The organism is Aquimarina longa SW024 (genome assembly GCF_001401755.1).
Lineage (GTDB): Bacteria > Bacteroidota > Bacteroidia > Flavobacteriales > Flavobacteriaceae > Aquimarina > Aquimarina longa.
The window spans coordinates 169899-190766 of the sequence record NZ_AVQK01000018.1; the positions used below are offsets into that span (position 1 = coordinate 169899).

General features: G+C 36.8%; 20 protein-coding genes and 1 tRNA gene. 3 read left to right on the forward strand and 18 right to left on the reverse strand.

Annotation, left to right across the window (positions count from 1 at the left end; translation table 11 throughout):
• Nucleotides 1–10: 10 nt before the first annotated feature.
• The 3 genes from N456_RS04465 to N456_RS04475 all read right to left on the reverse strand — a co-directional run bounded on the left by N456_RS04465 (nt 11) and on the right by N456_RS04475 (nt 4021).
• Complete coding sequence (locus tag N456_RS04465; protein ID WP_062054332.1) at nt 11–2881, reverse strand: M23 family metallopeptidase; 2871 nt, start codon at nt 2879–2881, stop codon at nt 11–13.
• Between the two features lie 12 nt (nt 2882–2893).
• Nucleotides 2894–3370, reverse strand: a complete 477-nt coding sequence (locus tag N456_RS23620) for a PAAR domain-containing protein (RefSeq protein ID WP_082422426.1) — start codon at nt 3368–3370, stop codon at nt 2894–2896.
• A 162-nt stretch (nt 3371–3532) separates the two neighbouring features.
• Nucleotides 3533–4021 (reverse strand): hypothetical protein, encoded by a 489-nt coding sequence (locus N456_RS04475; RefSeq protein WP_062054335.1) that lies wholly within the window; start codon nt 4019–4021, stop codon nt 3533–3535.
• A gap of 130 nt (nt 4022–4151) precedes the next feature.
• Between N456_RS04475 and N456_RS04480 the strand changes: the two genes are divergently transcribed.
• Nucleotides 4152–4403 carry a helix-turn-helix domain-containing protein gene (locus N456_RS04480; protein WP_062054337.1) on the forward strand — a complete coding sequence of 84 codons (252 nt, stop codon included), beginning with the start codon at nt 4152–4154 and terminating at the stop codon, nt 4401–4403.
• Nucleotides 4404–4449: 46 nt separating this feature from the next.
• Here the strand turns inward: N456_RS04480 and N456_RS04485 are convergent, their stop codons facing one another.
• Genes N456_RS04485 through N456_RS04495 form a run of 3 tightly spaced genes read right to left on the reverse strand, consistent with a single transcriptional unit; the run spans nt 4450 to nt 7491 of the window.
• Complete coding sequence (locus tag N456_RS04485) at nt 4450–6591, reverse strand: type IV secretory system conjugative DNA transfer family protein (RefSeq protein ID WP_062054339.1); 2142 nt, start codon at nt 6589–6591, stop codon at nt 4450–4452.
• A 19-nt stretch (nt 6592–6610) separates the two neighbouring features.
• On the reverse strand, nt 6611–6859 hold the full coding sequence (locus tag N456_RS24000; RefSeq protein ID WP_062054341.1) for a hypothetical protein: 249 nt from the start codon (nt 6857–6859) through the stop codon (nt 6611–6613).
• A gap of 56 nt (nt 6860–6915) precedes the next feature.
• On the reverse strand, nt 6916–7491 hold the full coding sequence (locus N456_RS04495; protein WP_062054343.1) for an SEL1-like repeat protein: 576 nt from the start codon (nt 7489–7491) through the stop codon (nt 6916–6918).
• Between the two features lie 180 nt (nt 7492–7671).
• Between N456_RS04495 and N456_RS04500 the strand changes: the two genes are divergently transcribed.
• Entirely contained in the window at nt 7672–8295 is a 624-nt protein-coding gene (locus N456_RS04500; protein WP_062054345.1) for a recombinase family protein, read from the forward strand.
• A gap of 3 nt (nt 8296–8298) precedes the next feature.
• On the opposite strand, the gene N456_RS04505 is transcribed toward N456_RS04500, so the two are convergent.
• The 6 genes from N456_RS04505 to N456_RS04530 all read right to left on the reverse strand — a co-directional run bounded on the left by N456_RS04505 (nt 8299) and on the right by N456_RS04530 (nt 13310).
• Nucleotides 8299–10395, reverse strand: coding sequence for a relaxase/mobilization nuclease domain-containing protein (locus N456_RS04505; RefSeq protein ID WP_062054347.1), 2097 nt, complete (start codon nt 10393–10395; stop codon nt 8299–8301).
• Nucleotides 10379–10726 carry a plasmid mobilization protein gene (locus tag N456_RS04510; RefSeq protein WP_158447824.1) on the reverse strand — a complete coding sequence of 116 codons (348 nt, stop codon included), beginning with the start codon at nt 10724–10726 and terminating at the stop codon, nt 10379–10381. Before N456_RS04510 ends, N456_RS04505 begins: the two co-directional genes overlap by 17 nt.
• A 400-nt stretch (nt 10727–11126) precedes the next feature.
• Nucleotides 11127–11687 (reverse strand): hypothetical protein, encoded by a 561-nt coding sequence (locus tag N456_RS04515; protein WP_062054351.1) that lies wholly within the window; start codon nt 11685–11687, stop codon nt 11127–11129.
• 16 nt (nt 11688–11703) lie between these two features.
• A complete protein-coding gene (locus N456_RS04520; protein WP_062054353.1) occupies nt 11704–11994 on the reverse strand; it encodes a type II toxin-antitoxin system RelE/ParE family toxin in 291 nt (96 codons plus the stop codon).
• Nucleotides 11987–12241 carry a type II toxin-antitoxin system ParD family antitoxin gene (locus N456_RS04525; protein ID WP_062054355.1) on the reverse strand — a complete coding sequence of 85 codons (255 nt, stop codon included), beginning with the start codon at nt 12239–12241 and terminating at the stop codon, nt 11987–11989. The genes N456_RS04520 and N456_RS04525 overlap by 8 nt, the downstream gene beginning before the upstream one ends.
• Before the next feature lie 82 nt (nt 12242–12323).
• Nucleotides 12324–13310: a toprim domain-containing protein gene (locus N456_RS04530; RefSeq protein ID WP_062054357.1), complete on the reverse strand. Its 987-nt coding sequence runs from the start codon at nt 13308–13310 to the stop codon at nt 12324–12326.
• Nucleotides 13311–13349: 39 nt separating this feature from the next.
• On the opposite strand from N456_RS04530, the gene N456_RS04535 reads away from it, so the two are divergent.
• Nucleotides 13350–13796: a hypothetical protein gene (locus N456_RS04535; protein ID WP_062054359.1), complete on the forward strand. Its 447-nt coding sequence runs from the start codon at nt 13350–13352 to the stop codon at nt 13794–13796.
• Nucleotides 13797–13884: 88 nt separating this feature from the next.
• Here the strand turns inward: N456_RS04535 and N456_RS04540 are convergent.
• The 6 genes from N456_RS04540 to N456_RS04565 all read right to left on the reverse strand — a co-directional run bounded on the left by N456_RS04540 (nt 13885) and on the right by N456_RS04565 (nt 20731).
• Nucleotides 13885–13957 (reverse strand) — tRNA-Met (locus N456_RS04540).
• 182 nt (nt 13958–14139) lie between these two features.
• Nucleotides 14140–14322 carry a CPXCG motif-containing cysteine-rich protein gene (locus N456_RS04545; RefSeq protein WP_062054361.1) on the reverse strand — a complete coding sequence of 61 codons (183 nt, stop codon included), beginning with the start codon at nt 14320–14322 and terminating at the stop codon, nt 14140–14142.
• Nucleotides 14323–14383: 61 nt separating this feature from the next.
• Nucleotides 14384–15757 carry a TolC family protein gene (locus N456_RS04550; protein ID WP_240315482.1) on the reverse strand — a complete coding sequence of 458 codons (1374 nt, stop codon included), beginning with the start codon at nt 15755–15757 and terminating at the stop codon, nt 14384–14386.
• Nucleotides 15747–18956 (reverse strand): efflux RND transporter permease subunit, encoded by a 3210-nt coding sequence (locus N456_RS04555; RefSeq protein WP_062054441.1) that lies wholly within the window; start codon nt 18954–18956, stop codon nt 15747–15749. The genes N456_RS04550 and N456_RS04555 overlap by 11 nt, the downstream gene beginning before the upstream one ends.
• A gap of 2 nt (nt 18957–18958) precedes the next feature.
• The gene (locus tag N456_RS04560) at nt 18959–20125 is read right to left on the reverse strand and encodes an efflux RND transporter periplasmic adaptor subunit (RefSeq protein ID WP_062054443.1); all 1167 of its coding nucleotides are present in this window, start codon (nt 20123–20125) and stop codon (nt 18959–18961) included.
• A 147-nt stretch (nt 20126–20272) separates the two neighbouring features.
• Entirely contained in the window at nt 20273–20731 is a 459-nt protein-coding gene (locus N456_RS04565) for a MarR family winged helix-turn-helix transcriptional regulator (protein WP_062054365.1), read from the reverse strand.
• Nucleotides 20732–20868 lie beyond the last annotated feature (137 nt).

The window sequence follows — 20868 nt, forward strand, 5'->3', positions numbered from 1 at the left end:
TATTGTTCATTTAGTAATTAATTGGTCTAAAATAGCCTTTCCATCCATCGTGTTTTGTTAATGCACTACTATCTCTTTTATATACAGAAGTACGAGTACACCAAGTTTTGTTATATCCTCCATTCTCACGATTATATGCTTCCATAGGCTTTCTAGCACCACTTTTTCCAATAGCTTCCATTATCCAAACAGCATCTTTCTTCTCATCATATTTGTAAACGATTCCTGTATGCCCACCACCACTTCTCCATACAAAAATATCTCCTGATTCAGGAATAAAATCTGCCTTATCACTTCCTTCTACAAATTGTATTTTATTCGATCCTATGGCTTTTCTAAAATCTGCTTCTGTGGTCATTATACCTGTATGAATAGCTTTATATTTAGGCATACAACCAAGCTTATGTAGATATATACCAACAGTCTCGGAACAATCCAAAGCTGCCAACCCTTCATCGGATAAGGAGCTTCTTTCTCCTTGTTGACTATAAGGAATATGCTTATTTACCAAAAGCTTCATTTCTTCTAGTACAGATTTCATTTTTCCACCATCACCCACAATCATTTTCATCTGCTCGATAAATGAAATAGCGTGCAAATGATACACATTAGAATCTGTAGGAAACTGCCTTTTATCTCGTTCTTTCTCTAACTCGTCAAACTCTTTGCCTAGTAGTATTTCCTTTGCACTTGTTCCTTTAGGGAATATCCTGTGTGTGGGGTTGTATTTACTGTCTATGTACGCTTCTCTACGCTGTTGCATAGGTACAATTTCGCCATTTTTTATGTCTTGCCAAAAACAAAGATGTTTTATTTTATCTTTAAACATCTCGATTTTAGCATCTCGTTGCTGCTCTAACTTTTGTTTTAGGTCATTACCCTTATCATCTGTGCCTTTGGCTTCATTAATCCCTTTTTTATGCACCTCTATCAATTCTTGTTCAAAATCACTGATATTAGCCCAAGTGTTCCATTCGCTTTGATGTTTGCAAATAAGCTTGCTTAGTATGTCTATGGTATCTTTGGTACTTACAGCTTGTTGCAGCTCATAATTAGAGAGTTCTTTATCGCCATCGCTATCGGCTAACTCCCATATCTTTTTGATAAAATCATGGGGTTCGCTTTTTTCTACATATTCGCCAAACATATAAAAATACTGGTTGCCTGTATCTTCTAGTATTTCCCAACCATAATCCGCCCAATGGTAAGGATTCTTTTTGGTTAGGTCACTTTTTTTAACCCACCCTTGTTCATTGTCTTTGGTTTTTATAAGCCACCATTCTGTATTGGCGCTATCTTTTGTAGTGGCTTTTTTTCTAATCTTTGCGGTTTTTTTAGCTTTACTATCAGCGGTGTCTGCTGTGGGTTGTTGTTCATACACAACGCTTATATCTTGTGATAATGCCACCCAATTGCCTACTTCGCCTGTTACCTCACTGGTTTTTACCCAGTATTTTTTGCCTGATTGCGCTGTGCCGTAACCAATAGTCCTTTTATTTCCTGTTCCCTGAAATTTTAAATATACTTTGGTGTCTGTACTTGGCAAAAGGTTTTCGAGTGCTGTATTCACTTCCTCAAAATGTTCTCCAACAATGGTATATGTAGGCTTCGTAGTTTTCTTTCCATTCACATAAACAGCTACTTTTTTTGTCCAATGAAGATGTGTTGTTTTATCTTCGATTTTACAGGAAACATCTTCAAACCCGATTTGGGTATAGTCGTCTTTAATCTGATAGATTTTTACTTTGGTATCGGCTTTTAAAAAATTGCAAGGTTTGCCCACCTGTAATAATTGCTCCTTGGCAACTTCATACGATGTGCGGTCATTGTCCTGTGTATTATTGATAAACTCGTGTATGCCGCTATCATCTGTAAAGACTTCTATATGTACGGTGGTATAGCCTTTTGAGGCATTAGATTCATAACGACTAGGAACACCAATAATCTGCCCTGCTGTAATAGGTACATCTACATTCTGTACCTCATTAAATACTACATCATCTTTGATCTGTTTAGTAAGAGGTTCACAATCGGCAACCATAACATACTGTGTTCTGCCTTTGATTTTATACCAGTTTTTATCTTTGGTTTTTTCAACTTCAAGTGCTGTTTCTGCACATTCCATACCTATATATGTGCCATTGATAGTATCAAATACCATCGTGCCTTTGGGAGCATTGGCATTAAAAGTATTTTTATCTTTTGCCTTAGTATGGCTTATTTGGTAGTGGTTTTCGCCATGATCAGTAGTCCAACTCTTTAGCGCAATTAATATTTCTCCTTGATAACTACAAAATACATAACTTGTATTATTTTCCATCCAATGTCCTTTGGGTGGGGTAATATTTTCTTTTTTTATCAAACTACCTTTAGGTACAAATACCTTTTCTTTGGCATCATCCTTTGTTTTATGATCTTCGCAATACTCTCTAACTTTTAAACCTATTTCTTTAGTAGCTGTCTTTACTTTTGTTGTATATTTTGCATATAGATCTGGTATGCTTTTCCCTTTGTTTTTTATCATTTCTGCTTTAGGTTGCAGGTGCATATACAGACTGTAAAATCGTAGTGCTACCCCTTTTGGGGTTTTATAATGATGTTGTATGAGTATAAACCCGTTGGAGTATTTAATATCTTTATTATCTTTTTCATGTAGATACTTTTCGGGTATGCGATAGGCTATAATTCTACCGTCTGCAATAGCACTCACGTTTGTTCCAAAATCTTCTATATGGATGCCGCCATGCCACGTATTACTACTCCCTACAGGATAAAAACCATGTCGGTTTTGATGTCCGTAATAGCTTGCTATAGTGCGTTCTTTTTCTTCTTCGGTAGGATTGTCGCCATAAGAAGGTAATACAGGATAGTCAATTTTCATAAAACAGCAGATTTACATACTAAAATCAACATCAACCAGATAGCCGTGTTTTTTTAATTCTTGTTGTTTTGATTTTGCTTCTCTCGTTTTTTTAGAATTAGCAAGCGCATTAATCCTGTCGAGCATATTTCTTGCGGGCGTTGGTGGCATCAGTTCTATAGGCATCGTTACCAATTGAGAGGTTTTTACAGGCATAGCCGTTTCTATAATAACATTGGGTTGTCCTGTAGAAATAACCCCGCCATGTGATGTCATGCAGCCTACATAGGCTATGGGTTTACCATTTACCAAAACTCCTGTTTCTCCCTGAATGATAATTGATATTGAACCATCGGCACATATACATTTATCGCCCATACGTGCTACGGGTCTATCATTTACAAAAACATTGGGAGAGCCTGAAATAATTGTACCACCTACATGCGCTGTAGTACCACTATACATTGGGCAATTGTGCTGATCTCCTACAGTTGCAACAAGTTTTGACATTCTTTTTGGTTTTAAAAGTTTTGGCACTGCAATTTAATAAGATTATGAATTACAGCGCATTAATTTTTATATTTTTTTGTTCATCATTTTTGCCATAGCCGCATAAGTAGGCATTTGGTGATTTGGGCATAGGCAACGGGGTATTCATCGGAACAAAAAAAGTCAATTCAAACTAAATTTATTGTACTTACATTTTGCTATAAACTTCCAAAAATGGGTAACACTTACTTTGGTGCATAATAAAGGTTCATACAATTGATTAGGCACTGTTTCATACTTAATAAACCCTTTTTCGTAATGATCGTAACGCTCACAAAACACGGGCTTTTCTTTATCATCTAATTTTACACGAATAGCATAAATCCCTTGTATGAAATACTCATATTCCTTGCGCTTAAACTTGTACTTTTCATACTTTGGCTTGATGTTTACATTAAGAAGCGCGATATATTCCCAAAAACGAATTGGGCTTACTTTCTGACAATCCATATCATCATTAATGCGCTTTACCATACGCCAATCAGAAACAAAATCCCGTTTCTCTAGGTCGTAGCGTTCTACCTCATCCCATTCGCCGTCACTGTCAAGTTCCACGCGTACAGCGTGAACACCTTGAATGTAAAATAAGTACTCCATAACTAAATTTTTCATTACATATTCGTATGTGTTTTTTGTTGCTGCAATTTACGATTAAAATTTAATATGGGTCATATAAGATTCAAAAAAGAATCCTTTATTACGTAATTTATGACCATTGAATTAGTGAATTTTACAATCACCAATGAAAGATAATACGGTTACTAAAAAGAGAATAGGACGGCAAGTTAGAGCCTTACGGCTTCGTGCCGAATATTCCAGTTATGAAACTTTTGCCAACGATCACGACTTACCACGCAAAACCTACTGGCGATTGGAAGCAGGGCATAACTTCACTATAGATACACTTTTGCGGGTTCTCGATATTCATAAGTTATCAATCGAAGATTTCTTTTGTGAGCTAAAAGAAAAACAAGCTAAACAAGACATAAAATAATCCCCGCCATAATGACGGGGATTTAGTACAACAATTTAAGTATTAATTATCGGGTGTTCTTACCATACTGGCTGCGTTTGAACAATTTAAAGAATGGTACTCGCCTAAGTTTTAGCGGGTAGCCCTCTCTAGGAATAATGATTTGATTCTTTGTGCCTACGTCCAAAAATTCCGAGACTTCCGATGCTTCCATTAGTTTATAGGTTTGTTCTGAACCGTTTTTTTTATTCTTTACCGTGTAGTTCCCTAAAACATCGGAAATATATTTAGCGGAATCGTGGTCTTTTTTATCCAATGCAAAAACCTGTAGATCGCAACTGCTCCAAAAATCCCCTTCATTTTTATATACTTTTCGTATCTGGTCGATGGATTGCAGGATAAACCAAAACTTTATATAACTTCCTGCTGCAATCGTGATCTTTTGAGCCACCGGCGCAAAGTAACCTAGCTTGCTAAATTCTTCCATTAAGAACAACACACGGCGCTTAGAGCCTTTAGGCTGTGACGTAACGTGATTACTGCATTTATTCAATCCCATTGTATAAAAAGCAGAGGTTAGTCTATTGAATTTTTGTAAATGTTCTTCGGGCAATATTAGAAATATACTCGCTTCTTTTGCTTTTGCATCTGCCAAACTGAAATCGCTTTTATGACAGATAATTTTTTGTATAGATGGCGAGTTCATCCAGTCAATACCGCGTGTTAATGTTGATAGGATTGCGCCTTTTTCCTTTTCCCCAACGGTAGTTAGAATACTGGCGGCTTCCTTCGCTGCGCCACCTACAGCATGATTGGTTGTAAGTTTAAATTTGATAAAATCATTTAAAGCTATTGGGCAAAATTGCGAAGCTGTCGCTGCACCATATTTTATAAAATTAAATACCGTTCCTAAATGACGTTGTTCATCTTCTAAAAAAGGATCTGATAGCACATAAGCAATAACACCCCTTAATACGATTTGGGCAGTCTCACGAAAATGCGCGGCGTTCCCTGCTTCGTTTTCTGACTTTTCTATGCAGGCTTCGGCAAGGGTAATGATATGTTCCCGTGCTTCGGGATGGTTCACGTCTATTTCATCCAAAATATTCCAATGCGAATTTTTTAATGCAACGCCTGAACCTTTTTTTTCAATAACCACATTAAAAGGGTCTAGCACGTAAAATGGGCGTTGCTGGCTACGGCGTTTCCATACCACTTGTGTAATCTCACCTTTTACGTCTAGCGCAATTACTCCTCCTGCATAGTTCAATACATTCGTATAGATCACGTCAACGGATTTACCGCCCCGCGTTCCTGCAACGGTAATCATATGCCATTCGGTTTTAAAGCCAATATTCCTGCCCGTTAATTGGAAATCGTTTTCAAAAAACGTCTTACCTAAAAATAAAGTGCTTTCCGCAGAAAACCATATACGGTTACGATTTTTGATAAACCACGTACCAATGTCATTTTTAAAAAAGGTGTAATAACTTGCCCAACGGCTCGATTCGCCATGTACCGATCTAATGAACAACCGCCGATATAGTTCTGATTCCTTCACATATTCAACAACAATCAAAATACTGTTCTTGAAATACAGGATAATGACAGGCACAAAAAGCATCCAGAAGATGTACCAAAAATACGCGCTTGGGTGTAAATATTGCACCACCACAAAAAGCATAAAAACATTGACCGCATTAATATTATAAATGGTGGTGTTAAGGTGTTTCTCTGGCTTATTGATCGCAAAATACACCCCCGTAAAATGCAGGGCAACGATTACAAAGGCAGCAATACAAAAGGCAAGGGCTTGTGTTTCGGGTAAGTTTTTCCAAAACACCCCGAAAAAACAATACAGGTACAACACGCTGAATACAGGAATAAAATATTTTACATTCTTGAAAAGGCGTAACCGTATTACGGCTAATTTACTGGCAAACAAAAGCCACGATAAAAGAATAATGCTTATACTCATTAGTATGATTAAAAATAAGAGTTCCCCATTATTGTGTAGCAATGCATCCCATATGCCGTAACGCCTACCTGTGAAGGTATAGCGGTTCACTTCCAATTTGGGTAACTTGTTCCATAGGGTACGGCTTATAAATAACCCATAAATAAAGATCAAAATGATTGCCACCCCGTAATTGATACGAGCGGTAATCCCTGTTTTTCGCAAGGCTGCGGCTTTGTGTGTTGCTTTCATATCGCATAGTTTTAAATTGTTAATCCTCGAACAAGTCCATACCGTCTGTATGGTCATTCTCTTGTGCTTGTTCATCCTGTTGTTTGATTTCATCAATCGTAATTTCAATTTGCTTGATCTGCTCAAATAATTGATTACGCTGTGCTTCGGCTTCGGGGCTGCCCTGCACGTCCTCTAAGGCTTCGTACTGCTCCCGTGTGTGGTCTAGCAATTCGCTGTAATGTTCAATTTGCCTTTCGCTGCTACTTTCTTTAGAAAATAATCCCATATTTTTTTATTTTTAAGTGAAAAAATAACCCCACCAATGGGCGGGGCTGTCTATTTTTAGAATTCGTGATTTTCGTAATAGGTAATGATTTTAAGGGCTTCTTGGGTGGTGAGTTCTTGCGAAACACAATCTTTAATACATTTGATTATTGTATTTGCCAGATCAACGGTACTTTGCTTAAAAGGTGCTGCACCCTCACAGAATTGTTTGGCTTTTTCATTGCCGAATTGCATCGCCACAATAGCCCACGCACCTGCACGCTTAAATTTCAGACTAGCGCAATACACCCCGTTTAGTTCATATTGGGCAGGAGAATATCCCATAAGCGCACTTCTGCGTATCAAGGACAGTCCTTTTTTTCTATCGCGAGGTACTTCGTGCAACCCCTTATAATAATAAATCCCCAATACGTGTATTGAAGGAATATGATACGCATTTACGGCGGATTCTAACATAAATAATCCGAGTTCATTATCCTTTTTGAATCCGCCAACCTGTTCGATACAGCTAACCCCCATTAGCCCCACACAATCCCAATCCTTTTTACTAGCTCCTTGTTTCAGCGTTTTGAAATATTGGCTATAATCCTGTTTTTCGTAAGCGTCTAACGCTTTGGTATAGAATGCTCCCATAATAAAACATTTTAAATTAATACTCGCTATATGAATTATGAGTAAAATTAAATATAAATCACTCAATAATTAATTTATGAGTGTTTTATTAACATAAAATTTAACATTTCGAGTTAAATTTTAGTTACTCAAATATTGACATATGAGTATATTATGTATATTGTCGCAAAAATTTGACAAATGGAAATTGAAGCCATACTAAGAAAACATTTTGCGCCCTATGTATTAGCATTAATACAACAAGGGGCAATAATTGCAGATACTAGTAGTGATGATGAAAGGTTTAATATTGTGCCACCGAATGACAGCGATTTTTTTGTAGAAAACCCCGAAGGGGAGCAAAGCCCTTTTCAGTTTGTAGAGCAATCGGAAAGTATTGATTCCGAAGTTCAAAAACAAACACGAAGGCTATTAGAGCATATAAAAGCTAAGGCAGAATTAGAAGGTAAAGACCCTCTTGAATTACTACAAGCACCACTTATAAGCCTATTGGATGATTACAAAAAAACCTTGTTAAGAAACCAAGAACTTGAAGAAAAACTAGGAAAATTTGATGCAAAAAAGAATAGAAAAAATGCATCCGATAAATTTGCAGTAGAGATATTTCCCCACGTTGTGGATGCTCAAAAAGAAGGGATTACCTCCGAAGCTAAAATAGCGCAGCATTTTAATGATTTAGGATTGAAATCGTACCGAGGAAAACAATTTAATCCTTCTTCCATCCATTACCTATTGAAACGTCAAAAGGAAATGGGCTTATTTGATGCAAAAGAAGATAATACCAATAGTCCTGACATTGGATAATCTCTAAATATCCATTCCGTTGTCCTGCTCCAAGTCCTTATCTTTTTCCAGTTCCTTAAAAGCTAACCAGATACGGCGTTGTTCCTCACTGTCAAACTTGGGCATTTCTTCTAACTCTTGTTCGCGGTGTTGCGCTGCATTTTCTTTTGCCACTTGTTCAAACTCCGCAGCAATACGCGCCTGTTCATCTTCAATGCTTGGGCTTTTCGTATTGAAATTCTTTTGTATAGAAAGGTCGTGCGCATTATCCAATGATTGTTTTTGTGCCTTGTCCTCTTGCTGTTCCTTTAGATTGCGCTTTGCGGCGGCTTTTAATAATTGGTAATTTTCGTGCTGCTTATTCTGGTCTTTTTGCTTCTCTTTCTGCTGCTGTTTTTCTTGGGTGTGTTCCTGTTCTGCTGCTTTTTTCTCCTTGTGTTTGGTCGCTAGGCGTTTCACTTGTGAAACCTTGCCTTTCTGTGTGGGGGTCTTGCCCTGTACGCTATGCTCCAAACTCGCCGCACTCTGTTCATTGCTGAATGCTTCGCGCAAGGTGTCGTTTTCTTTCTCCGCTTTCTGCTGCTCCGCTTCGGTGGTATGGCGGTCTTGGTCGGTCTTGCCCTGCAATTCCCCTGCATCCCCGAAGCCCTGTTTTTCCAGTTCTTCATCAATCGCCCATTGCCTATTTTTGTGTATCGCTTCAATATCCAGTTTAAAACGGCGCATTTGCTCCGCTAACTGTTTTTCGCGGTTTTGCAAATTGTTGTATGTCTGTTCAAACTGTTCACGCTTGAAAAGCCGTGAACCAACATCTTTGTATGGCTCGTATTGTTTGCGTGCTTCTTCTAGGCGTTGTTTGCTGCCGTCAATGTCGTGTAAATCCCGCGCCTTACTGATACGCTCATCAAAATAGCCTTGCCACTTCCGCGCTTTTTCATTTTGGGCTAAGGCTTCTTTTTCTTCCTGTGCTTCTTTGGCGCGTAACTCTGCCAGTTCGTCAATAAGGTGTAACCGTCTGCCGCCTTTATTGCCTTTGTTCTCTTTAATGCTTTTTAGGATTTCGTTAAGCCGTTCCTTACGCGCTTTACGTTCTGCTGCTCGTTCTTCACCCCATTTCTGTTGTGCTGCTTTACGCTCGGCGGCTTTCTCAACTGCCCATTGTTGACGTGCTAGTTCTTTTTCTTTCTGCTCCTGTTCTATGGCGAATTGGTGCGCGGCTTCCTCTAATCGATGTTCTTGTTTAATGGCTTCGGCTTCACGATCATAGGGCTTATTTTGCTCTTTGATCTGTGCCGATAAGTCGTTGGCTTTGGGCAAACTTTCACGGTCTAGGTCGTTGCATTTGGCTAGTACTGCTTTAGTTTTTGCGCCGCCGCGCTCGTCAATCTGCAATTGTCGCATAAGGCGGTTTATTTTGCCTTTTTCATCGACGATCACAAGCGTATTACGATCACCATTAGCAAGTTGTAAGCCTTCCAATTCAAGCGCATTTTTAAATGCTTTTCCGTTATCGGCGGCATAATATGCGCGGGTTACTTGGGTGCTGTAATCCTGTTTTTCTTTCTGGTAATTGCTGCGCTCTCCCCGCTCCCTCTTGCGGGCATTTTCTACACGCTGTTCACAATAGATTTTGCGCTCCTGTTCGTATTCCAACGCCCATGCCTGAACCTTGTTTTTATCTAGTGGCAGTTCGGCGCGTTTGCCTGTTTGGGGGTGGGTCAAATTAACAACAATATGAACGTGATCGTGTTTGGTATCATTGTGCGCCACAAAGTAATATTGATGCTCCGATAAACCCAATTCCTTAACCGTTTCTAATGCCATTTCTTTTTGGTGGGCTTCGTCTGGAGTCTCATCGTGCGCCCACGCTAACGAATAATGGTACACTGCCCCTGTTTCGGTTTTGCGCCCTGTAGTGGCTATCCCCGCATCCCGCTTTAGCTGCTCTGCGTGTATATCCGTCCACGCCATTTGTTTAGCGGCTTTATGCACGTTGGCAGTCCACAGATTACCCGTTTCCGTCCACGCCACGCGCTCGGCGGTATCGGCTTGCTTATCGTGCATCAAATACGCCGTCACCCCTTTAAAGCTGTAACCTCTGTCATTAATCCGTGGTATCATTGAGCAAGCCAGTTAAAACGGTATCTATCTTTTCTAAACACCCAATTAATAAATCGTGTTCGTAAGGCGTAAGCCCGCCAAGATTCACACGCTTTTGGTATTGGTTCAAATTGTTACCGATAGCAGCAATATGCCGTATCAGTTGGGTATCGGTCTTACTTTCTTTAATGGCGATTTTTCCATGTACACCCATTCGCCGCATATATGCCGAAGGGGTCAAGCCTGCTTGTGCCGCTTTTGCTTTGATCGTTGCCAATTCTGCCGAAGTGCAACGGGTATCAGGCAAGCGGGAATCAAATTTGATCTTTGGTTTTTTGGCGGTCTTTTTCATATCGAAACTTTTTATTAACATTTAGGGGCGATACTCAGACGATAGGGGATGCAACGGGGAAAAGCGTAGCGGCTCTCCTTGCCAAGATTAAGAATTGCGCGGGCGAAAACGATAGTTTTTGTACGTACATTTCTTCATCTTGCTACTCCGCTGCACACCCAAAGATACTGATTTTCAAAACCCTATGCAATTCTAGGTTACTTTCTTTCCACAACTATCCTTTTAAGGATAATCTGACCTAACTAAGAAACCAATAAAACGTAGTTTTATATCCGTTACGCAGTGCGCCCCAAACGCTGACGAAGTAACGGGATTGAGCGCAGCTCAAATAATCCCAACAATAGGATGGCTATTTACATAAAATAACGCCCTGCAAAGTGCTAGCTAAAAAAGAAAAAGATTAAAAAGGGTCTTTGTTCCAATCACTAAATATTGGTCGTTGCGGCGGTTGGTGCTTGTCTTGTCTCAACGGTGGTAAAACATCTATGATAGTATGGTGTTGCTCGTCGTCGTAGGTAATCAAATGAGAAGTATTGAAATGCTGTTTTTGCCAAAATGCGGTACTAGAACGCTGCGACAAATTAAAGAAGGTTTTACAATACCAAATAAATGTTTGCGGGTCGTCATTCCCTGTTGTAAATGGGATTTGTTGACCGTAATAATTCAGGGGTGGGCATATGTCGCGTGCTTTGATCAGTAAATTATATAGTTCTTTATCGTATGCGCTACTGTCTGCAACCTCAATAAAACCTAAATAAGTGTAATGCGCCGCGTGTAACCTGTGTAATTCTTTAGGGCTGATCTTAAAAACCTGTAATTCGGCTTCACTCGTGTAAAACTGGCTTGAATCTTCATTAAGGTAGGAATGATTTTTTATAATAGGGTTGGGGTAATCTTTAGCCCATTGCGCCACCATATCAGTAAGCAATTTGGTTAATCGGGTGCTTTCTGCTTCGGTCATACTTTAGGGTTTAAAATTATAAATGTTGTTCATAGTCCATCTGTTGCCCCAATACGCGCACAATCAAAATGCCAGTATCGGTAGGTACGTAAAAAATCGTATGGGATTGATAGGCATAGCGGCGTAATTCTTCCCCATATTCCGAAGCGTCACGCCCTATCGTGGGTCTATCTGCCAATAAGGTAAAACAGCTATTGAGTTTATCGCGATAGGTACGGGCTTGCTTGATGCCCCATTGCTCAATGGTGTAATCTGCAATGTTAAATAGGTCATTCTCTGCTAGTGGTGTAAAACGATATTTAGCCATTTTTTGCCTTATGCTTCTGCTCGGCTGCTGCCCATATATCGTCTAAAGTCCTATCGCTGATACCACTATCAAGCCCCTTTTGAATTTCGGATTTTAGCTTTAGAAACTTTTCATTATTCCCTTGCTCCCGTCTGATAAGGGCGCGGATATATTCACTTTCGTTTGTAAAGTCGCCGTTATTGATTTGGGATTTAATCCACTCGTCTTGCTTGTCTGTTACCGTAATCGTTTTTCGTATCGTTGCCATATATAAAACCTTTTTATTGCTGCAATAGTCATACTATTGATGTAAATATAGCATAATTAACGGATTTTACAAAGGATTAAGGTTACATTTGCAACCCTGTATCTAAATCGTGATCGTGGTATTTAATTGGACGCATTTCTATTTGGCATTGCTGCCCTGTGGCTTTATAACAAGCATTTAAATCTTCATAGCCATAGTAGGTGTCGTTTGCAGCATAGATTGTATAAGGCGACGCCTTAAAATGATCGGTGGCACGTTCTACCGCTTCGGCGGCTTTACTTCCCTCTTTTTCATTATCTAAAAACAAAACTACGTGATCTACCGTGATTTTATCACGCAAAAAGTCGGCGGCGCGTTTTGCCATTGCGGTAGAATTTAAAATAATGGTTTTGTTTTCTGGTTCTTGCTGCCCTGTAATCATTAGATGGCTCAAATAATCAAAAAAGCCCTCAAATACATTTACGACATTGCCCCGCATTCCTGTACCTTCGATATAGGTAAAATCATTGGGGGCAATAGCGGTTTTCATATACTTGTTGCGAATGGCATACCCGCCCGATTGGTTTTGAATCCCTAGCCCGTAAAAGGATTTACCTGTTTCCGTGTCGGTATAATGCGCTTCTTTTAGGTGTTTATCTATAATTGACGAGTGTATGCCGCGTTCTTTACCGTAAGCGATTAAATTGGGGTTTAGTACTTGCTTTATCTTAGCGATTTCAAAACGGGGCTTCTTTTCTTCATACTGCCCTGCTAATTGGATTGTTTTGTTTTGTGGTAGATTGGTGCTGTTAAGGTTCTCATTAAGCCATTGCAACGCGCCTGACACGTTTGTGCTGCTATATTGCATCACTAGGTCAATGACCTTACCGCCCTGCCCTGTGCCTAAATCTTGCCATAGGTTCTTTTTATGGTTTACCGAAAAACTGGGGGTGCGTTCTGTGCGTAATGGATTTTCATACCATTGCTCTTGTCCGCCTGAATGCTTGGCAAGGGCTGCACAACCCATTACGCGTATAATTGTATCAAGTGGTATTTGATTAGCTTGGTTGCAGTTCATCAGAATATCCATAAATTTACGTAAATAATCAGCTTAAATAAAATATAGTAAATGTTTGATAAAAATAGAAATATAAAAGTAGGTAGAGATATTAATATTAATAGTAACAATCATTTAGAACAATTAAACAGATCAGGATTATTAGAAAAGAAAAATGAATGTTCAATTATTTTAGAAAAAGAAGCTAGCGCAAAATGGAAAACAGCTTTTAAATATCTCTTTTTTTCCTTAGTACTATTCATAATATTATATTTTTCACTTCCTATTCTGTTTGGTTTTTTAGCTGAACAAAATAAAGACAGCATACTTAAAGGGGTATTTGATAAACCTATTCCTCAAAATATCCAATTTATAATCACTACTGTATTAGCTATCGTACCTATATTTACTCCCTTAACAGGACTACTTGATGATAATGACACTCAAAAAAAGCAAAGAGAAATTCTTAAAAAAATAAATATATTATTGAAAGAAAAAGAATACCTAAATAAAGATTAAGTTTTGATTTATTAGAATTGTTGTACATATGTTGTACAGTAGTCATAAAAAAAGGGCTTCAATCTCTTGAAACCCTTGTCATTGCTAGTAGCGGGAACAGGACTCGAACCTGTGACCTTCGGGTTATGAGCCCGACGAGCTGCCTACTGCTCTATCCCGCGATGTATATTATGTAAATTAGTTGTTAACTAATTTTTTAAACTTTATGAACTTATAATTGCATTTCTTCATATATCGTTCTGCAATTGGAGTGCGAATATACAACCATTTTTGGATTAAACAATACTATTTATATTAAAAAAAACAAAAAAAACATAACTACCTAATAGTAAAGTCTCTAAAATCATTGATCAAGATTCAATACTTCAAAAGATACCAGTTCATTATTATCAAATCTTGGATATAACTCTATAGGATTACAACAAACCTCACAATCTTCTACATAAACTTGATATGCTATAGACGGATCTAATAGCATAGAAATTTCTTCCCAACAATGTGGGCATTGAAAAAAGTGTTCAACCATTTTTGTGTTTTTTAATTAACTAAACTCATTTTCAGAATCGTATAATAATACATCAATAAAATCAGAAATCTACGTTCAATAATTGTCCTGTTAACTGTAATAATTGGAGTTCTGCAATTTTTGCATCATACTTTGCTGCATTCTTATTAGTCTGTGCTAAAATTAAATTAATCTGTGCTTGTCTAAATTCTATCGATGTAACTTGTCCTAGTTTAAAACGTTCTTGTGAACGCTCGAAATTGTTCTGACTTGTAATTACATTTTGCTGTTGAATTTTATACACATTTAACCTGTTCTTATAATTCCCTAATGCATTAGCAATATCTCTTGCAACCCCTTTAGTTACTTGTTTTTTTAATACTTCTTGATTTTCTAATGCTATTTTAGCATTTTTCATTTTCGTAATAGTTCTTCCTCCATCAAAAAGATTCCAAGTAAGATTTACTCCCGCAGCTAAGGTGTATACATCTGATACGTTTCCTGGAAAAAATATCGATGGTGGATTACGGTTTTGATTCCATCCATAAGATCCGACTAATCCAACTGTAGGTAGATATCCTGATCTACTCACTTTAATATCATAATCACTAATCTGTATATTACTCCTATTCTGTAATAACGTCACATTATTCTCTGTTGATTGAGATATATAGGTATCTAATTCCTCTTTTGCAATAAACTTAATAATAGTATCCACCTGAAATTCAAAACCTAAATCCTTATCCAAAACCACATTAAGGTCTCTTTTGGTATTTTCCAATTGCTGTCTGGTATTTAAAATCCTAATACTATCATTTGCTACATCAACTTCTGCATTAAGTGCATTAAGTTTTGTGTTTTGACCATATTCAAACTGATATTTGGATCTTACTACTCTTTCTTTTGAAATCTGAAGTGTCTCTTTAAGAATTTCTATATTTTCTGATAATCTAGCTACTTCATAGTATATTGAAAATAATTGTAGTATCGTATTTTCTATAGTCTCTCTTGCTTGTAGTTCTGTAAGATTATATTGTTCTTTTAGCTTTTTATAATTATAATACCTCCCTAAACCATCAAATATTGTATAGTTAAGGTTTAATCCTACATTATAACGCTGTGTTTCTGCATCCTTGATCTCGATATCTGCTCGTTCTTGTCCAGTATTTTGATTAATAGCTCCAGAAAAAGAGGTACTCGTAGTAGCTGTTTGATAGTTAGCCCCTATATTACCTGATAATATCGGTAAATAGCCTGAATTAAGAATCCCTTTGTTATTAGTAGCTATTTTGGTTCTATTAGTAGCAATTTGTATCCCAAAATTATTCTCTAAAGCAAGCTGAATAGCATCTTGTTTGGTTAATTGCTGAGCAATTACATGATGTCCTAAAACCCAAAATAGAAAACAAACTTTTTTTATATAATTATGCTTGTGACTCATGACACTACTCTTCATCTTCTTCTTTTTGTTCTTTAATAGCTCGTTCTACTTCTTCTTTGGTAATTTTACTTCCTGTAATCAACCATTTACCCCTTACTTTCACAGTATTACTAAATGATAAAAATAGTGGTAACATCAATAAAGTTAATACCGTTGCAAAACCAATACCATACGCTATCGAAATAGCCATCGGTTTTAAAAACTGTGCTTGTCTACTTTTTTCTAACAATAAAGGTGCTAATCCTGCAATGGTAGTCAATGAAGTTAAGAATATTGCTCTAAAGCGAGAACGGCCTGCTTCATAAATTGATTCGTCAAAACTCAATCCTTCTCTAAGATTACTATTAAACTTTCCGATAAGTACCAGACCATCATTAACCATAATTCCTATAAGAGCAATAATACCTAACATAGATAATATATTGATTGGAAAATTATGCGCCCAATGTCCTAAAGCTACTGCTGGTATACTTAAAGGTATAAGCAATAGAAGTAGTAATGGTTGGCTATAGCTTCTAAACGTAAATGCAATAGTTATATAAATCAATGCAAGTACAGTAAGTCCCACAGGTTTTAAAGATCCTAGAAGTTTCCCTGCTTCTCGATTTTGCCCTTCATAAGAAGGTGTAACTGTTGGATATTTAGAAATAATCTCTGGCATAGTCACTGTACGAATTTCTTGCAATATATCTGTTGCACTAGTCGTTTCTACATCTTTTAAATCCGCAGAAATCTGTATTTCACGACGCCCTTCTAAGTGATTGACAGCGACATCACCTCTTTCTATGCTATAGGTTGCGATTTCACTAAGTGGCACTCGCTCACCACTAATCGTGGTAACACGCATATTATCTAGATTAGATATCGAAGAACGATTATCACGATTATATCGAACCCAAACTCTAATTTCATCTTGCCCACGTTGGAAACGTTGCGCCTGAACTCCGAAAAACCCTGCACGAACCTGTGCCATAATATCTCGTAAATTCATCCCTAATAGATATGCATTTTCTTTTAGCTCAATCCGAATTTCTTTGATCCCTGCAGGATCATTATCAGTAACATCTTTAAGCAATGGGTTATTCACTAGTGTATTTTTTAACTCAATTTTTGCTGCCTTAAGCTCTTCAATATTATTTCCTAATAATGAAACCGAAACTGGTCTTCCTCCAAAGTTACCTCCGCTTCCATATACTAAACTTTCTACACCTGTAACTTCACCCATTTTTTTACTGATAAGATCGCTAACCATAGCTGATGCTACTGCATCTGGGCGTTCTTCTCCTGGTAATAAATTAACAACCAATGAAGCAGAAGATGATCCAGGTCCTATATTAGTAATCACATTTTTGAATAATTTCTTCCCTTCATATTCAGGTCCTTTCAAATATTTTTCTGTTAATTCTTCATTAACTTCCCAAGCTTTTTCTGCTATCAAAGAAATAATACTATCTGTTACCTTTTCATTAGTTCCGTTAGGCATCGCTAGATTGATTGACAATCGGTCACTTGCAATCTGAGGAAAAAATGAAGTCCGGACTATCCCTCCTCCTACACTACCTATGGTTAGAACAAGAAGAACGATAAAAATTGAAAACGTGAAGAATTTATTTTGTAATGCAAAACGCAAAGAAGGGCTGTACACTTTATCTCGTAACCAACTCATAACAGCGTCTCCAAAAGTATTAATATATCTCAATTTTGCAAATAGTTGCCCAATACCTGTTTTAGGTTTTGAATCTTGTGGTTGTAATGCCTTAGAATGTGCTAAATGTGCTGGTAGAATAATCAAAGCTTCTATCAAAGAAACTGTCAATGTAAGAATTACAACTACAGAGACTTCTCCAAAAAATTCTCCTATACGACCATCCAAAAATAAGAAAATACCAAAAGCAAGTATTGTTGTAATAATAGCAGAAATAATGGGTGGAATTACTTCCATAGTACCATCTATAGCTGCCTGAATTGGAGTTTTTCCTTTTTCGTAATGCTGATAGATGTTTTCTGCTATTACAATACCATCGTCCACTAGAATTCCAATAACAATAATCATCCCAAAAAGCGATAATACATTTATCGTTACATCAAATGAACCTGCAAAAATAAACATCCCCAAAAAAGCTACTGGAAGCCCAAAGGCAACCCAAAATGCTAACCGTGTATTAAGGAATAAGGATAAAAAAGCAAGCACTAATAGCATTCCAATAATCGCATTTTCTGTTAAAAGATTGGTACGTTGCACTAATGTAATAGATCGGTCACTAATAACATTAAGCTGTACATTAGTATGTTTCTGATTAAATTCTTCTATATACTCTTTTGTTTTTTCTGCTGATGAAATAAGATCTTCTGTATTTGTGCTTGTTATCTGTACATTCACCGCTAAATCACCATTAAAATAAGTGGTATTAGGTGTTTCTGAAAAACGATCTCGTATCTCTGCTACATCTATAAGTCGTATAACATTCCCTGTAGCATTGGCACGTACAATTAAATTAGATAGTTCATTACCATAATATGAGCGATTATTTGCTCTAATAAGGTATTCTTCAGCATCAGTTTTAATAGTCCCTCCAGTAGTCAAAATATTAGCTCGACTCACTGCTTGTGCAACTTCATTAAAACTCAAATTATAAGCTAATAAGTTTTTTTCATTTATCGCTATCTCAATTTCTTCTGCAGGATAACCACTTATAGTTATCTGAGAAATTCCATTTATTCCGCGAAGGTCATTTTCTATTTGACGTGCAATCTCTTTAAGTGTTTTAAGAGGTATATCATTTCCGCTTATAGAAAAATTAATAGTTGGACGGATAGCTTCTTGTTTTGCAACTATTAAAGGCTCCATCCCTGTAGGAAATGAAGGTACTCGATCTACTGCATTTTTTACCTCTAATAGCATAAAATCGATATTCTTTCCTTTTTCTATTTCAATATTTATTGTTCCTCTATTTTCTCTAGATGTAGAAGTTACGCGTTCTACTCCATCCAACCCCTTAAGATTATCTTCTATCTTAAGAACAATTCCTTCTTCTACCTCTAGAGGGGAAGCTCCTGGGTAGGTAATATCTATAGTAACGTTTTTAGAATCAATTAAGGGGAAAAATGAAGATTTTAGAGAGAGTGCTCCTACAATTCCAAATGCAAAAAATGCAAGTACAATAACATTTACCGCAACGTGATACCTAATAAAAAAAGCAATAATTTTACGCATCATTATTGTTTTTTAGTTGTACTATCCACAGTATCACTCGTTACATTACTATGCTGCTTCTTATCTTGATATACCCTAATCAACATCCCAGCATACGCTCCAAGAACATTTTTTGATAAAATTACAGTTTCATCAGGAACCCCTTTAAGTACTACTTTTTTATCAGAAAAATATATTGGTTTTACATCAATCACATCTAGAACACTATCTTTTACGACAAATATTTTATTTCTTTCCTGAAGCAGGTTTCTATCTATTTCGATAGCATTTTCTTCTTTCTTGGCATCAAGATTTGCTTCTAGATACATCCCTTCTTTTAGTGTAGGTGCTACTACTTCTATAAAAGTAGTAATAGTCTGGGTTGCCTGATCAACACTACCATTAATTCTGGATACAGTACCTGTAAATGTTTTTGTTTTATTAAGCGTAGAGAGCTCGACAGACTCCCCTTCTCTAAGTAAATCGCCATACTCTTTACCTATAGCCACTTGCATTTCATAGGTACTTGTATCAATATATTCTCCTAGTTTTTGTCCTTGACGAATTAAAGTTCCTTCGGTTACTAAAGCTTCGGTAAGTACCCCATCAAAAGGGGCTGAAATTGTATATTTTGCTAATCGCTGCTCTAGATTTTTGACATTATAATAGGTCGTATATATATTTCTTCCTGTTATAAAGTATTTTTCTTTTTCTGAAGTAATCTCGGGAAGTTTTGGAGTTGCTTTGCGCATATCAAAGGTATTGAGATACTCTTGCCACTTCTCATAAATCTCTGGGTAATCTAATCGTAAATCTGGCATAATAGAAGTAACCAGATTATATAAATTGCTTTTGGCTGATTGTACACTGGCATAATATTCTGATGCATCTATTCTTATCAATGCATGTCCTCGCTTATATTTTTGACCTGTTCTAAAAAGTTTAGCTCCTTCTTTAAAAATCCCTTGAACTTCTGCATATACCTCTAATCTTCTTTTTGCTGTAAGATTACCGTTTGCTGTAATTCGAATAGGAATAGTTTTGTTTTTGACTGTATCAACAAAAACTGTTTTTACAATTTTTGCTATTCTGGGTTTAGCTCTTTTTTTAGTATCTATTATTTTTCTGGCACCAAAAATAGAAGCAATAATTAAGAGCACTCCAAGAATTGAAAGTATAATTTTCCTCATAGTATATTGTAGATCACCTACAAAACTATCATCCACAGCATTGCAATGCCGTTAAAGAACTCATAAAAGTTAGAATCTAAGGTTTTGTATATAAGAAAAGGCATTCATATTTGAACACCTTTCCTTATATATACTATTTCTAAACTATTATCTCTCTGCTATCTCTGCTATCTTAGTTTTTACTTTTTTCATTGCAGTAATTAGAATTTCTATTTCTTCTTCACTCAAACTCTCTTGAACTGCAGGAATAAGATCATACATTATAGGCTGTACTTTTTCGATAACTTGTTTGCCATAGATTGTAAGGAAAATACGATTCACTCTTCTATCATTTTCATCATTCTTACGAACAACTAAATCCTTGCTTTCCATAGTATTAACTAGTCTTGTCATCGATGTTTTATCCCGATGTGTAATAAAAGCTAAATCATTTTGTGGTTGTCCATCATTTACATGCAAACGTTTTAATACACTCCATTGTTCTTTAGATAAATCTATTCCATTATCTCTAAATGCTTTCTGAACCAAAAATCCAAAATCATAATGAATTTTACCTACCCAAGATAATGCATGAGCATTTAAATCTATTGCCTTTGTATCATTCATAAATACTATTTTTTAATTAAGTGCAAAAATATTTATAATAATCTAGTTGTAACTGCAACCAACTAAAAAAATATTGTAAAAATAACATAACTCAGTTCAGTTAACTTTATGATAACAAAACTTAGTTTACAACTAAA

Excerpts from the sequence above, each read along its gene's own strand:
- N456_RS04545 (WP_062054361.1), bottom strand. The coding sequence starts at position 14,322 with ATGGTTGAACACTTTTTTCAATGCCCACATTGTTGGGAAGAAATTTCT.
- N456_RS04485 (WP_062054339.1), bottom strand. The coding sequence starts at position 6,591 with ATGAAAGCAACACACAAAGCCGCAGCCTTGCGAAAAACAGGGATTACC.
- N456_RS04550 (WP_240315482.1), bottom strand. The coding sequence starts at position 15,757 with ATGAAGAGTAGTGTCATGAGTCACAAGCATAATTATATAAAAAAAGTT.
- N456_RS24000 (WP_062054341.1), bottom strand. The coding sequence starts at position 6,859 with ATGGGATTATTTTCTAAAGAAAGTAGCAGCGAAAGGCAAATTGAACAT.
- N456_RS04565 (WP_062054365.1), bottom strand. The coding sequence starts at position 20,731 with ATGAATGATACAAAGGCAATAGATTTAAATGCTCATGCATTATCTTGG.
- N456_RS04495 (WP_062054343.1), bottom strand. The coding sequence starts at position 7,491 with ATGGGAGCATTCTATACCAAAGCGTTAGACGCTTACGAAAAACAGGAT.
- N456_RS04515 (WP_062054351.1), bottom strand. The coding sequence starts at position 11,687 with ATGACCGAAGCAGAAAGCACCCGATTAACCAAATTGCTTACTGATATG.
- N456_RS04475 (WP_062054335.1), bottom strand. The coding sequence starts at position 4,021 with ATGAAAAATTTAGTTATGGAGTACTTATTTTACATTCAAGGTGTTCAC.
- N456_RS04530 (WP_062054357.1), bottom strand. The coding sequence starts at position 13,310 with ATGGATATTCTGATGAACTGCAACCAAGCTAATCAAATACCACTTGAT.
- N456_RS04510 (WP_158447824.1), bottom strand. The coding sequence starts at position 10,726 with ATGAAAAAGACCGCCAAAAAACCAAAGATCAAATTTGATTCCCGCTTG.
- N456_RS04465 (WP_062054332.1), bottom strand. The coding sequence starts at position 2,881 with ATGAAAATTGACTATCCTGTATTACCTTCTTATGGCGACAATCCTACC.
- N456_RS04500 (WP_062054345.1), top strand. The coding sequence starts at position 7,672 with ATGGAAATTGAAGCCATACTAAGAAAACATTTTGCGCCCTATGTATTA.
- N456_RS04505 (WP_062054347.1), bottom strand. The coding sequence starts at position 10,395 with ATGATACCACGGATTAATGACAGAGGTTACAGCTTTAAAGGGGTGACG.
- N456_RS04555 (WP_062054441.1), bottom strand. The coding sequence starts at position 18,956 with ATGCGTAAAATTATTGCTTTTTTTATTAGGTATCACGTTGCGGTAAAT.
- N456_RS04535 (WP_062054359.1), top strand. The coding sequence starts at position 13,350 with ATGTTTGATAAAAATAGAAATATAAAAGTAGGTAGAGATATTAATATT.
- N456_RS04525 (WP_062054355.1), bottom strand. The coding sequence starts at position 12,241 with ATGGCAACGATACGAAAAACGATTACGGTAACAGACAAGCAAGACGAG.
- N456_RS04480 (WP_062054337.1), top strand. The coding sequence starts at position 4,152 with ATGAAAGATAATACGGTTACTAAAAAGAGAATAGGACGGCAAGTTAGA.
- N456_RS23620 (WP_082422426.1), bottom strand. The coding sequence starts at position 3,370 with ATGTCAAAACTTGTTGCAACTGTAGGAGATCAGCACAATTGCCCAATG.
- N456_RS04520 (WP_062054353.1), bottom strand. The coding sequence starts at position 11,994 with ATGGCTAAATATCGTTTTACACCACTAGCAGAGAATGACCTATTTAAC.
- N456_RS04560 (WP_062054443.1), bottom strand. The coding sequence starts at position 20,125 with ATGAGGAAAATTATACTTTCAATTCTTGGAGTGCTCTTAATTATTGCT.